The sequence below is a fragment of the Rhodococcus sp. P3_B8 genome (assembly GCF_056402775.1).
Genome location: NZ_JBFUGT010000043.1, coordinates 1 through 12,933, shown reverse-complemented (window position 1 = coordinate 12,933; position 12,933 = coordinate 1). Strand labels below are relative to the sequence as shown.

The following is a 12,933-nucleotide window of genomic DNA, read 5'->3' as shown; positions in this document are numbered from 1 at the left end:
GTTCGGACCCGCACCGAGCTGTGACGAGTATTACAGATCTCGACGTCTATCGGAACAGTCTTGTTAACCGCAATTCGCATCAGCTCCGGAAGTTCGGAGCGCGTTTCGCGAGCATCGCGGTGACCCCTTCGACGAAGTCGGGGGCCTGCAGCAGTTCCGCCTGGCCCGCCTTCTCGCGGTCGAGTGATGCGTCCAGAGCTGTGAGCGTCGCTGCGGTGAGTGCCCGCTTGGTGAGTTCGATGGCCCGCCTCGGACCACGAGCGAGCCGGGCCGCCACGGCATCGACGTGCGCGGCGAGTTCGTCCGGAGGGAGGACGCCCGCGATCAGGCCGTCCCGCTCCGCCTGCGCGGCGGGCAGGCGCTCTCCGAGGAGTGCCATCCGGGTGGCCCGTGCCCGGCCGATGGACGCCGCGATCAGCGCGCTGGAACCGCCGTCGGGCATCAACCCGATGTTGACGAACGCGAGGAGTAGATAGGCGTTCTCGGAGGCATACGTCAGGTCGGCCGTCAGCGCGATGGACGCCCCGACACCCGCGGCCGCCCCGTTCACCTGCGCGATGACCGGGACCGGCAWCTCGACGATGGCACGAACCACCCGGTTGGCGGAATCCATCACCACCTCCGCGGGCGCTTCCCGGCCCCCGGCCGCGGCGAGGTCCGCGCCCGTGCTGAAGGCCTTGCCCGCCCCCGCGATGATCACGACGCGAACCGAGGAGTCCGTGGCGGCTGCGGTGAGCACGTCGCCCAGTGCCGTCATGTGTGCCAGGTCGAGGGCATTCATCCGGTCGGGGCGGCCGATCGTGATCCGGAGGATCCCGGCCTCGTTGACGACGCGCAGCCCGTCGACCGCCGGGGCGGTCACGACACCGCTCCGATGCGCGAGTCGACCGTGCTCGCGAGCCGTCCGGTGATGATCGATTCCGCCTCCGTGACCATCCGGGTCACGAGTTCGCGCACGGTCGGGATGTCGTCGATCAGGCCCTGGCTCTGTCCAGCGGTCCAGATTCCGGCGTCGAGATCGCCCCTTTCGAACACCGTGCGTCCCCGGGCTCCGGCGACGAGATGCTGGATGTCGGCGAATTCGCAGCCACGGGATTCGATGTCGACCACCTCGGTGCTGACCGCGTTGGTCGCGACGCGGGCGGTGTTGCGAAGGGAGCGGAAGATGAGTTCGGTGTCGCGTTCGGTGTTGGCGACGATCTGTTCCTTGACGGCGTGTGCCACCGGGGATTCGACCGTGCACATGAATCGGGTGCCCATGTTCACGCCGTCGGCGCCGAGTGCGAGTGCTGCGACGAGACCACGCGCGTCCGCGATACCACCGGACGCGATCAGGGGGATCGTGAGCTTTCGGGCGGCCGCCGGGATCAGGATCAGGCCCGCGACGTCGTCCTCACCCGGGTGCCCTGCGCATTCGAAGCCGTCGATGCTGACCGCGTCGACACCCACCTGTTCCGCCTTCACCGCGTGCCGCACGCTCGTGCACTTGTGGATCACCTTGATCCCCGCGTCCTTGAGGTGCGGGAGGTGGTCCACCGGATTGGAGCCGGCGGTCTCGACGATCCCGATTCCGGAATCGATGATCGCCTGGCGGTACTCGGCGTACGGCGGCGGGTTGATCGACGGGAGGATCGTCAGATTCACACCGAAGGGCTTGTCGGTGAGCTCCCGTGTGCGGGCGATCTCCGCAACGAGATCTTCGGGAGTCGGCTGGGTGAGCGCGGTGAGAAATCCGAGCGCCCCCGAATCGGCCACGGCCGCTACGAGTTCGGCACGGCCGACCCACATCATGCCGCCCTGGACGATCGGATGCTCGACACCGAAGGCCTCGGTGAATTTCGTCCTCATCTCAGTTCACCTCTTCGAACGTGCCGCCTGCGGCGGCCTTGTCCAGCAGTAGTTGGGGTGGAAGGAATCGGTCGCCGTACCGCGCGGCCAGCAGCTGCGCCCGGGAGACGAATCCCTGGATCCCGCCCGGGTATTGGTCGATGTAGCGGGCCACGCCACCGGTCCAGCCGGGGTACCCGATGCCGAGAATGGAACCGACATTGGCGTCGGTGGTCGACTCGAGCACCCCCTCTTCCAGACATCGGACCGTCTCGACGGCCTCGATGAAGAGCATCCGCTCCTTGATGTCCTCGAACGGGATCTCGGTGTGCGCACCGTCGCGCCGGAATGTCTCGAGCCCGGACCACAATCCGACGCGCTTACCGTCCGCGTACTCGTAGAAGCCGGCGCCTGTGGAGCGACCCTTGCGGCCGAACTCGTCGATCAGCGCCGGGTCCAGATTCGGATTCCGGACCTGGATCTCCTCGATCAACCCGACCGCCAGGTCGATGGGCTTGGTGCCGTGGAGGGCACCGTTGCTCTTGCCCCGTCCGCGAGGGGTTCTGATCGCGTCGAAGATCAATGCCTGCCCGCTCTGCCGGGTTGCACTCATGTTCCAGCTACCTCCGATAGTTCGAAATGTGAGATCCAGGAGCGCACGACCGTCAGGAGACCGCGGACACATGCGAATTTCGGTTAACTTATTCCGCCTGTTCCTCACGTGTCAATACCCCCACAACACCTTGGCGGCCGGATTCACCGGCATTTTCCGAGAATGCGGCGTGACGATTTCTCCGAACGCAACCCTCAGCCGACCAGACGATGCGAAAGTCTCGGTTAAGATGATCGACAGTTAAACTGGCAGATGACTGCCGATTACTGGAGGTGACCGTGGCTCGGACCAGCACGACGGCCGGTGCCGCCACCGAGCGGCCGATCCGCCGTCGCCCGAAGAACCGCAAGGCCCAGATCGCGAACGTCGCTGCCGAGGCCTTCAGCGAGCGCGGCTACCACGCGGTCGGCGTCGACGAGATCGCGGCCACCATCGGGATCTCCGGCCCCGCCCTCTACCGGCACTACCCCAACAAGTACGCCCTGCTCGTACACGCCGCCACCACGACGGCCGACGCTCTGCAGGCAGCCGCGGACGGCGCGCTCGAGGGGATGGCCGAACGCGAGCCCGGAGACCGCCTCGACCATCTGATCTCCGCGCTCGTCGCGAATACCATCGAGAACCGCAAGGTCGCCGGGCTCTACCGCTGGGAGGGCCGGTACCTCGAGGCCGAGGATCGCACGCGAATCCGCGACGTCTTCGTTCACGTCACCCAGTGCGTGGCGGGCCCCCTGCGGGAACTGCGCCCCGAACTCACGTCCGTCGACGCCACGACACTGGGGGCGTCGACACTGAGCGTGATGGGAAGCATCAGCGCACACCGCACCACCCTCGCGACGCGCCGGCTCGGCGCGCTACTCGAGTCGGCGTGCGAATCGATCCTGCACGCGACACTGCCTCCCGCCGTCCCGGCCGACGGCAGGAACGCGGGCACAGGTGCGGTACGCGGCCTGGCGGTGACGTCCAAGCGCGAGTTGCTGATCAACGAGGCCGTGAAGATATTCGACCGGCACGGCTATCACGACTCGAGCATCGAAGAAATCGGCGCCGCGGCCGGCATCAACGCGTCGAGCGTGTACCGCCACTTCCCCAGCAAGGCCGACCTTCTCGCGGCGGTGTTCTACCGCGCGTCCGACCGGCTGGCTGTGGCTACCTCGGCGGCGCTGTCCACCGCCACCGGCCCCGAGGATGCACTCCGCACACTCGCGGAGTCCTATCTGGAACTCGCCTTCCGGAACCCGGAAGTGCTGTCGGTGTACTTCGCGGAGATCGGGAATCTCCCGAAGAACGAGCGGACCAATCTCCGCAACGTGCAGCGCCTGCACGTCGAGGAGTGGGTCCACCTGGTGACCACCGTGCGCTCCGAACTCTCGGCTCCGGAGGCACGGTTCCTGGTTCACGCGGCGCTGGGTTTGGTTCTCGATATCGGCCGACTGGTCCACTTCGACACCCGCGAGGAGTCGCGTGCGCGTCTCCACACCCTGATGACGGCGGTACTACTGGGCCACTGAGGCCGTGTCCCTGGACGAGTCACCCAGGGGCACAGCCGTCATGCGACCTGTCGACGGGCTCCACGGTGATTGTCGCTGTCCGCGCCCAGATCCCGGGGACGGTAGCCGACCGGGTATCCGGGATAGCTCCGGTTGTGCCGATCCCGRGCGGCCTTGGACTCCCGCCGCGGCGGCAGGAAGCGCACGAACCTCGCACGGGTCCGCAGCGCACGGCGGGACGCGTTCTGCAGCCAGATCGGGGCGGCGGGAAACCCGAACGCCGACAGCATCATCGGGTCGAGGAGGGCGTAGACCCCCTGAGCGACGAGCGGCCGGAGAGGCGCCGGAAACCAGGAACAGAACAGCTTCAGCGTGTAGGTGCCGACGCGATGGTTGTCGTCGGTGTACCGGAAATGCTTCCGCTCGTAGTCCACCTTGAACCGGTAGAAGTCCTCGAAATGCTCGGGAATGTTCTTGATTCCCATTCGGATTCCCACCTGGCGGTAGAAATGGAAACACGCGAGACGCTCGTTCGGGGTCAGCCGCCGCCACCCGAAGCGGTCGATCCAGTCGATCGGCTCGTAGATGAAGGTGGTCAGCACGTACAGCATGTCGTCGTTGTCGATGTCGTACTTGCCGTGCATGCGGTTCACGACGCGCAGCGATTCGACGCCGCGCTCGGAGTCGTAGCCGTGTTCGACGAGTTCGGCCATCAGCAGCGCGGTGTCGTCGTACCGCTTCTGTGGCCGTTTCTCGAACTCACCGGTGCGTTGCAGCAGTTCCGAAATGGTGGGGACGCAGTACGTCCGGAACAGCGCGAACTCGAGGGATCGCTGGTAGTCCCACGGAAATTCGTAGCCGGCCGTGATGCGATGGATTTCCTGGTGATCCCGAATCGGGTCGAGTTCCTCGATGCGGCGCCGCCAGCCGTGCCTGCCCCGCGGAACCTCGCCCGGCGCGCCGGTGTCGGCACGCTTGGTCTTCATCAGCATGTGAATACCCTCCTGCCGTGTGATCAGCGTCCGTGCCGGTTCTTCAACATCCAGGCCGAGATCTTCATGTCCCGCGACTTGCGCTGCATGGTGAGCAGGTTCAGCGGAGCCGCGAACTTCTGCCTGGCGATGGATTTGACCCGGCTGAATTCACGCAGACCGTCGGCGCCGTGGATGCGGCCGAAGCCCGAATCTCCGACACCCCCGAACGGCAGCGCCGCCACACCGGCGAACCCGAGCACCGAACCGATCGTCACGACTCCGGTCCTGAGCTTCTCGGCAGCCTGCATCGCCTTCGTCGCATCCTTGGTGAAGATGGATGCGCCGAGCCCGAACGTGGTGCCGTTGGCCTTCGTGACCGCTTCGTCGAGGCTGGCGACCTTGTTGATGACGACCGTGGGTCCGAACGTCTCCTCGCGGATCGCGGTGCTGTCCTCGGGAACGCCGGTCAGCACGATCGGCCCGACGTAGCCGTCCTTGATGGAGTCCAGTCCGCCGACCACCGCGGATCCGCCCTTGTCGAGTGCGTCCTGGACGTGGCCGCGGACGACGTCGGACTGGCCGGCCATCGTCATCGGACCGTAGGCGGCGTCCCGGGGGCCGGGGTGCAGGACCTTCGACTTCTCGGCGACCAGTCGGACGAACTCGTCGTACACCGAGTCGACGACGTAGATGCGCTCGACGCCGGCGCACGTCTGTCCGGCGTTGCCCATCGCGCCGAACACCGCGAAGCCGGCCGCCTCGTCGAGATTCGCGTCGGCGTCGACGAGCATGGCGTCCTTGCCGCCCGCCTCGACGACGAGGGGGGTGAGCGTTTCGGCGCACGCGGCCATGACGCGCTTGCCGGTGGYGGCAGATCCGGTGAAGGCGATCTTGTCGACCCCGGCCGAGACGAGAGCCGCGCCGGTCGACCCGTCTCCGGTGACCACCTGCAGCACGGGTTGGTTGGGAACGAGCGTCTTCCACTTGTCGGCGAGCCACACCGCGACCCCGGGGGTCAGCTCGCTGGGTTTGAAGACGACAGTGTTGCCCGCCGCCAGCGCATAGGAGATCGACCCCATCGGCGTGTACACGGGGTAGTTCCACGGCCCGATGACACCGACCACACCCATCGGCTCGTATCCGACACTGCTGGCCTGGTTCGCGCTGACCAGGCCCGACGGCACCTTGCGCCGCTTCAGGACCTTGCCCGCGTTCTTCGCGGCCCAGTCGAGGTGTTCGACGGCGAGCATCACTTCGAGGAGCGCGTCGTCGTACGGCTTACCGGTTTCGGCGGCGACGAGTGCGGCGAGCTGCTCACCGTCTCGCGCGACGGACTTCTTCCAGTCGAGGAGCCATTGCTTGCGGCCGTCGAATCCGAGAGCGTTCCACCACTGAGCGGCCGCTCGGGCCGCGTCGACGGCCTCGCGCACCTCCTGCTCCCCCTGGATCGGGTACTCGGCCAGGACGTTGCCGTTGCGCGGGTCCAGGGACGCGAACGTCTTCGGCGCCTGCTCCGTCGAGGCCGCGGGCTGCGCGCCGGCCGTCGTCTCGGTCGTCTCCGCCTGCTGTGGCATGGTCTGTCCTCCCTCGAGATCACATCAAATATATGTGATGTGATGTAATGTAGTGGACATCACAGTATGCGGCAGACCCCATCGCGGCAAGCCCCACACAGTCACCTCCGGCCGACCGATTCGCCGGCCGAATCAACCTCGAGGAGTCCCCCGGACATGAGCGTCGAATTCACCAGTGAACAAAAGGACTTCGCGTCGGCGATCGCCGATTTCTGCAAGCGCGAGAGCGGCACCCGCGAGCAGCGCGACAGGCTGACGAATCACGGCGAGCACAACCACAATCAGGACGTCTACGAGAAGATGGCCAAGCTGGGCTGGCTGGGCATCACCATTCCCGAGGAGTACGACGGATCGGCCGCCAGCCACGTCGACATGTGCATCCTGCTCGAGGAGGCCGCCAAGGGCATGGCCCCCATCGGCGGCATCGGTCCCACCCTGATCACGGGCGGCGCCTACGCGAAGTTCGGGACCGACGCACAGAAGGACATCGTGCTGCGCGGCATCGTGGCCGGCCGATCACAGTCCATCTCGATGTCCGAGCCGGAAGCCGGTTCCGACGTCGGCAACCTCAGCACCCGCGCGGAGAAGACCGCCGACGGCTGGGTGATCAACGGTCAGAAGACGTGGTGCTCCAACGCACACTTCGCCGACAACATCCTGCTCGTGGCCCGCACCGGGCGCGGCGACGGCAAGCACGAAGGCCTCACGATGTTCCACGTCCCCGCGGATACCGCCGGGCTGAAGATCAGCGGCATCRACACGATGGGCGGCAAGGAGGTCAACGATCTCTACTTCACCGATTGCGTCCTGCCCGAGGACGCGGTGGTGGGCGAGGTCGGCAACGGCTGGCGCCAGCTGATGACCGGCCTGAACTTCGAACGCCTGATCCTCGCCGCCATGATGCTCGGCACCGCGCAGCGCGCGTTCGCCGACACCCTCGACTTCGTCACCCAGCGCAAGCAGTTCGGGCGGCCCGTCGGATCGTTCCAGGCGCTGCGCCACCGCATCGCCGATCTCGCGACCGAGATCGAGTGCTGCAAGCTGCTCGTCTACAGCGTCGCCAAGGACGTCGACGCGAACCCGGACAAGATGCTGGCCCGCGAGGCGTCGATGGCCAAACTGAAGGTCACGGAGACGGCGAAGAAGGTCGCGCTCGAGGGCATGCAGATGATGGGCGGGTACGGCTACGCCACCGAGTTCGACATGGAGAAGCACGTCCGCTCCACCATCGTGTCGACCATCTACGGCGGTACCAACGAGATTCAGCGCGACATCATCGGCAAGACCTACGGCTTGTAATCATCCCCTGCGGTTTATGCTGGTTTGCCGCATCGAAGGAGTTCTCCATGGCATCGCCCTCCGTGTCACGATCCCCAGCGGGCCGCACCCTGCGCCGTCGACCCCAGCTGTCGGACGACGTCGCCGTGCACGTCCGTAACCTGATCATGTCCGGGGGCGTTCGCCCGGGTGACTTCATCCGCCTCGACGAGACCGCGGCGGACCTGGGGGTCAGCGTCACACCTGTCCGTGAGGCGCTCCTGACCCTGCGGGGCGAGGGACTCGTCGAACTGGTTCCCCACCGCGGGTACGTCGTCGCCCCGCTCAGCCGGGACGACATCCACGACCTCTTCTGGCTGCAGGGGCAGATCGCCGAGGAACTCGCGGTCCGCGCGACACGGTCGGCCACCCCGGAGGCCGTGGAAGAGCTGACCGCGATCAACGAGAAACTGCGGCGCGCCGTCGAGGACGGCGACGCCGACCGCATCGAGGACCTCGAGTTCTCGTTCCACCGGGTCATCAACCGGCTTGCCGACGCGAGCAAGCTGTCGTGGTTCCTGCTCAGCGCCACCCGATACACCCCGGTGCAGTTCTATTCGTCCGATCCGGCCTGGGGCGAGTCGGCGGTCGACAGCCATCGCCGTCTCATCGCCGCCCTCGCCGACGGGAAGACCGACGTGGTGGGTGCCGAGAACAAGGCCCACTTCATCGACGGCGCCCAGCGGCTGGTCGCGCATCTCGACGAGGTCGGCATCTGGGACTGACCGGCACCACCGGTCCCCGGCGCCGGGTCAGCACGGTGCGGGGTTGCGATCTCCGTACGTGGGGTCCAGCGCCCGCTGGATGATGTACACGGCCCGCGGATCGGTGGTCAGCTGATTGTGTTCGGCCGTGTTCGCGTCGCAGCCGTCCTGGAGCCAGATGTTGTGCACGACGGCCCCCGGACCGGCCGTCAGGAACGTGTTCTCCGGCGGGGTCGACACGGTATCGCTGCGACTCGCGACCACCGTGTACTCGATGCCCGGGTCGGTGTCGCCGCCCGCGTTGAGGAGCTGAAGGAAGGGCGAGCCCACCATCTGCTGGATGTAGGACGGTCCGACCGCGACACCGGCGAGCGTCGTGACCGGCACACCCAGTGCCTGCGCGATCGCGCCGAGCGATTGGACGTCCCCGAAGCTGGTGCCGTGGTTGGTGGCGCCGAGCGTGACGAGCGAGTGCACCTTGTTCAGCGCCGGGTTCGTGCGGTCCGCGCCGCCGTCGAACCGCAGGTACTGGCGGGACACCGTGCCACCGAGCGAATGCCCGATCATGTCGACCTGCGAAGCGCCGGTGGTGGTGCGGACCTGATCGACGAAGCCGGCGAGCTGCTGAGCGGACTCCGCGATGTCGGCGCCGCCGAACATGCGCATCATGTTGCCCTCGGTCAGACCGGCGGCCTGTCCGTAGTTGAGGGCGAAGACGCAGTAGCCCTCCGCGTGGAGCGCCAGAGCGAGGTCCTTCCACGTTCCCACCATGCCCGTCCAGGTGCCGTGCACCAGCACGACGGGACGCGGATGTGCCGCGGATGGCTTACAGCTCCAGTCGTTCGCCCCTGGAAGCACGGACGGATCGACCACGGGCGCGGGTTCCGCTTCCACGGGATCCGCTGCCGCTGGTGCCGCGCCGCCCAGCATCACAATGCCTGCCAGCACGAACATCAGAGCCCTACTGGCCGACGATATACGCATATTCCTCGTATCCTGAGTGAGCGGAAATAGACTTCAGGTTACGTTAGCCAACCGTCCATCAAAGTCTCAACTCGAGATCGAGACTCTGGGGGTGATAACCCACCTGGTTCGTATTCGGCCGATCGAACACGGTCCTCCCGGCCATCCGGGAGGCTCATGGAAACGAACCACCAACGACACACGATAGTCGGGAAGAGAAAGCTACTGCCGATCGAGTGAGTGGGGCGATTATGTACTTCTCCGTAGGACAGCGGAACGGCGACGATTCCGGAGAGCATTCTGACGCCTCGGCGCAGCAGGCACTCGACGGTCTGCGCGCGGAACTCGACGCAGTCGACGCGACCCTTCTCGACGCGGTCCGGCAGCGCTTGGAGGTGTGCCTGCGCATCGGCGAACTGAAGCGACGCGAGCACATCGCCATGATGCAGCCCGGCCGGATCCACATCGTCCACGAACGGGCGCGACAGTACGCGGACAGCCACTCACTGTCCCCGGAGTTCTTCGACTCGCTCTACGACCTTCTCATCGCCGAGACCTGCAGGCTCGAGGACCTCGTGATCAACGCGGAGCCCGCCGACGAGGGGCTCTACCACAACGGACACCACGACCACCGTGACAACCACCACGTTCGTCACAGTTCCGTGCCCTCTGCGAATGTCGAGTCGTGATGAGTACCCGGACGCTCCTGGTCGACAACTACGATTCCTTCACCTACAACCTGTTCACCCTCCTGGCCGAGGTGAACGGTGAACCCCCCACGGTCGTGCACAACGATGTGGAGTGGGATTCGATCCCCTGGTCCGACTTCGACAACATCGTCATCTCCCCCGGCCCCGGACGCCCGGAGCGGCAACGGGACTTCGGCATCAGTGCGCGCGTCATCACGGAGACCGCACTCCCCGTCCTCGGCGTGTGCCTCGGCCATCAGGGGTTGTGCCAGCTGTTCGGGGGCAGTGTGGTTCTCGCACCCGAACCGATGCACGGCCGGGTGTCCCTCGTCGAACACAACGGTTCCGAACTCTTCGCGGGCATTCCGTCACCGTTTCCGACGGTCCGCTACCACTCGCTGATCGTCGAGGATCTCCCCGACGACCTCGAGGCCACCGCCTGGACCGCCGACGGCCTGCTGATGGGTGTCCGTCACCGCACTCGTCCGCTGTGGGGCGTCCAGTTCCACCCCGAGTCGATCAGCACCGCCTTCGGTCACGAACTGCTCGCGAACTTCCGCGATCTCACGCAGACGCATTCCGGGACACCCACGCACGGTTCCATGCTCAGAATCCCGATTCCCCACGCGCCGTACGTGGTCCAGCAGGTGCGCGTCGACCACGAAGTCGATCCCCGCACCACATTCGAGGATCTCTTCGCGTCCGGGCCCAACGCGTTCTGGCTGGACGGGACGTCGGCATCGGAACCGAATTCGCGGTTCACCATCATGGGCAATTGCTCCGGCCCACGCGCCGAATACATCACGTACGACGTCAGCGAAGCGATCGTCCGGATCACTCGCGAGGGGTTGCCGGTCGAACAGGTACATGCACCGTTCTTCGACTACCTCGAGCGGCAACTGCAGGCCCGGTCGGTGCCCGGCCTCCCGGGTGTGCCGTTCGGCCTCGGCTACGTGGGGTACCTCGGCTACGAACTGAAGGCCGAGACCGGCGGCACGGCGGCCCACAAGTCGCCCACCCCGGACGCCGCGCTGGTGTTCGCGGACCGCGCCGTCGTCATCGACCATTCCGGCGAGCGCACCTACGCGCTGTGCCTGAGTGATCACCAGGACGATCCGGAGTTGCGCCGCTGGCTCGACGAGATGGAGGTGGCGCTGCATCGGCTGGCCGAGCCGGACAACCCGCCGACCGCAGTGTCGCCGATCCGGAAGCCGGAGTCCGCCGAGCTCGCCCTGCGCCACGAGCACGACAAGTACCTCGAACACATCGCGACCTCGCTCGGCGAGATCCGGACCGGCGAGTCCTACGAGGTGTGCCTGACCAACATGGCGACGGTGGACCAGTCGATCGATCCCCTGCACACGTTCGAGTTGCTGCGCTCCATCAGCCCCACCCCGTACAGCGCGTACCTCCAGTTCGCCGGACTGTCCGTTCTCAGCGCCTCCCCCGAACGGTTCCTCAGGATCGGCGCGGACCGGGTGGTGGAGTCCAAACCCATCAAGGGGACGCGGCCACGCGGCGCGACCCCCGCCAAGGACGCGGCGCTGCGGCAGGACCTGCTCGACAGCGAGAAGGACCGCGCCGAGAACCTCATGATCGTCGATCTGACCCGCAACGATCTGGCCCGGGTGTGCGTTCCCGGATCCGTGCACGTTCCCAAGCTCTTCGACGTCGAGACGTACGCGGCCGTGCATCAACTCGTGTCGACCGTGCGCGGGACCCTCAGCGCGGATGCCTCCGTCGTCGAGTGCGTTCGCGCCGCCTTCCCGGGCGGATCGATGACGGGCGCCCCGAAGATCCGGACCATGGAGATCATCGACCGGCTCGAGTCCGGGCCGCGCGGTGTGTATTCCGGGTCGATCGGCTACTTCTCACTGACGGGGACGGCCGACCTGTCGATCGTCATCCGCACCATCGTCGCCACGGACACCGAGGTGACGTTCGGCATCGGCGGCGCGATCACCGCCCTCTCCGACCCGGAGGAGGAATTCGACGAGGCGATGGTCAAGGCCGCCACCATGTTGCGAGCACTGACCGTGACGGCAGACCGGCCGAACGAGATCGGGCCGTGAACGTCCCGGCCGCATCCACCCGGACCGTCGCGCTGATCGGCGGCTCCGGCGATGTCGGCCGGATGATGGCGGCTCGGCTGCGTGCCGACGGAAACACGGTGCGCACCATCGACATCCGCTTCACCGACCGGTCCGACCCGGATCAGGTGAAGGGGGACGTCACCGAACCGTCGCCGGAGCTGCGGGCGGTGGTGCACGCCGCCGATGCGGTGATCCTCGCGATCCCCGAAAGCGTCGCGCTGGAGGCGATTCCGTTCGTCGTCGCGGAGCTACCCGAACACGCCCTGCTGGTCGACACACTGTCCGTGAAGTCCCGATTCGTCGCCGCCCTGCGTGACAGCGCGTTGCGCAACGGCGCGGTGGGCATCAACCCGATGTTCGCGCCTTCCCTCGGACCGGAGGGCCGCCCCGTCGCGGCGGTGACCTACCGGGACAGCGATGAGGTCGAATGGTTCCTGTCGGTGCTGTCCGGCTGGGGGTCGTCGGTGGTCCGCCTGGACGCCGAACACCACGACCGGCTCACGGCAGCGACCCAGGCACTGACCCACGCCGGCGTCCTCGCGTTCGGCCTCGCGCTCGCGGACCTCGGTGTCGACGGCGCCGAACTCACCGCGGTGGGGACCCCTCCCCATCTCGTGTCGCTCGCACTCCTCGCGCGGGTCGGCGGAGGTGTCCCGGAGGTCTACCGGGACATCCAGGCGGGCAATCCG

Annotated in this window: 11 protein-coding genes and 1 pseudogene; 6 read left to right on the top strand and 6 right to left on the bottom strand. The window is 66.7% G+C overall.

The features are described 5' to 3' along the window. Window positions 1-79: 79 nt before the first annotated feature. The 3 genes and pseudogenes from AC1D1G_RS16790 to AC1D1G_RS16780 all read right to left on the bottom strand — a co-directional run. On the bottom strand, window positions 80-862 hold the full coding sequence (locus AC1D1G_RS16790; protein ID WP_477952970.1) for an enoyl-CoA hydratase: 783 nt from the start codon (window positions 860-862) through the stop codon (window positions 80-82). Then, complete coding sequence (locus tag AC1D1G_RS16785; RefSeq protein WP_317569209.1) at window positions 859-1,848, bottom strand: NAD(P)H-dependent flavin oxidoreductase; 990 nt, start codon at window positions 1,846-1,848, stop codon at window positions 859-861. Before AC1D1G_RS16785 ends, AC1D1G_RS16790 begins: the two co-directional genes overlap by 4 nt. Window position 1,849: 1 nt before the next feature. Continuing rightward, window positions 1,850-2,275 (bottom strand): annotated as a pseudogene (locus AC1D1G_RS16780) (3-hydroxyacyl-CoA dehydrogenase); the annotation flags it as partial. Window positions 2,276-2,712: 437 nt separating this feature from the next. Between AC1D1G_RS16780 and AC1D1G_RS16775 the strand changes: the two are divergent. After that, window positions 2,713-3,951 (top strand): TetR/AcrR family transcriptional regulator, encoded by a 1,239-nt coding sequence (locus AC1D1G_RS16775; protein WP_283332970.1) that lies wholly within the window; start codon window positions 2,713-2,715, stop codon window positions 3,949-3,951. A 38-nt stretch (window positions 3,952-3,989) separates the two neighbouring features. Here the strand turns inward: AC1D1G_RS16775 and AC1D1G_RS16770 are convergent, their stop codons facing one another. Continuing rightward, the gene (locus tag AC1D1G_RS16770) at window positions 3,990-4,922 is read right to left on the bottom strand and encodes an oxygenase MpaB family protein (protein WP_477952967.1); all 933 of its coding nucleotides are present in this window, start codon (window positions 4,920-4,922) and stop codon (window positions 3,990-3,992) included. A 23-nt stretch (window positions 4,923-4,945) separates the two neighbouring features. Further along, window positions 4,946-6,478 (bottom strand): aldehyde dehydrogenase family protein, encoded by a 1,533-nt coding sequence (locus tag AC1D1G_RS16765; protein ID WP_477952966.1) that lies wholly within the window; start codon window positions 6,476-6,478, stop codon window positions 4,946-4,948. Window positions 6,479-6,634: 156 nt separating this feature from the next. Between AC1D1G_RS16765 and AC1D1G_RS16760 the strand changes: the two genes are divergently transcribed. Together AC1D1G_RS16760 and AC1D1G_RS16755 are read left to right on the top strand one after the other, a co-directional pair. Continuing rightward, a complete protein-coding gene (locus tag AC1D1G_RS16760; RefSeq protein WP_477952964.1) occupies window positions 6,635-7,777 on the top strand; it encodes an acyl-CoA dehydrogenase family protein in 1,143 nt (380 codons plus the stop codon). A 47-nt stretch (window positions 7,778-7,824) separates the two neighbouring features. Beyond that, the gene (locus tag AC1D1G_RS16755; RefSeq protein ID WP_418342633.1) at window positions 7,825-8,520 is read left to right on the top strand and encodes a GntR family transcriptional regulator; all 696 of its coding nucleotides are present in this window, start codon (window positions 7,825-7,827) and stop codon (window positions 8,518-8,520) included. A 27-nt stretch (window positions 8,521-8,547) separates the two neighbouring features. Here the strand turns inward: AC1D1G_RS16755 and AC1D1G_RS16750 are convergent, their stop codons facing one another. Next, a complete protein-coding gene (locus tag AC1D1G_RS16750) occupies window positions 8,548-9,483 on the bottom strand; it encodes an esterase/lipase family protein (protein ID WP_418342634.1) in 936 nt (311 codons plus the stop codon). Between the two features lie 230 nt (window positions 9,484-9,713). On the opposite strand from AC1D1G_RS16750, the gene AC1D1G_RS16745 reads away from it, so the two are divergent. From AC1D1G_RS16745 to AC1D1G_RS16735, 3 genes are all read left to right on the top strand, one after another. Further along, entirely contained in the window at window positions 9,714-10,151 is a 438-nt protein-coding gene (locus AC1D1G_RS16745; RefSeq protein ID WP_317569268.1) for a chorismate mutase family protein, read from the top strand. Then, a complete protein-coding gene (gene pabB, locus AC1D1G_RS16740; RefSeq protein WP_317569206.1) occupies window positions 10,151-12,223 on the top strand; it encodes an aminodeoxychorismate synthase component I in 2,073 nt (690 codons plus the stop codon). Before AC1D1G_RS16745 ends, pabB begins: the two co-directional genes overlap by 1 nt. After that, a partial coding sequence (locus AC1D1G_RS16735; protein WP_477952962.1) for a prephenate dehydrogenase/arogenate dehydrogenase family protein occupies window positions 12,220-12,933 on the top strand: 714 nt, incomplete at its 3' end. The genes pabB and AC1D1G_RS16735, both read left to right, overlap by 4 nt.

Coding starts and splice junctions, on each gene's coding strand:
- pabB (WP_317569206.1), top strand. CDS start 10,151: ATGAGTACCCGGACGCTCCTGGTCGACAACTACGATTCCTTCACCTAC.
- AC1D1G_RS16745 (WP_317569268.1), top strand. CDS start 9,714: ATGTACTTCTCCGTAGGACAGCGGAACGGCGACGATTCCGGAGAGCAT.
- AC1D1G_RS16785 (WP_317569209.1), bottom strand. CDS start 1,848: ATGAGGACGAAATTCACCGAGGCCTTCGGTGTCGAGCATCCGATCGTC.
- AC1D1G_RS16750 (WP_418342634.1), bottom strand. CDS start 9,483: ATGCGTATATCGTCGGCCAGTAGGGCTCTGATGTTCGTGCTGGCAGGC.
- AC1D1G_RS16755 (WP_418342633.1), top strand. CDS start 7,825: ATGGCATCGCCCTCCGTGTCACGATCCCCAGCGGGCCGCACCCTGCGC.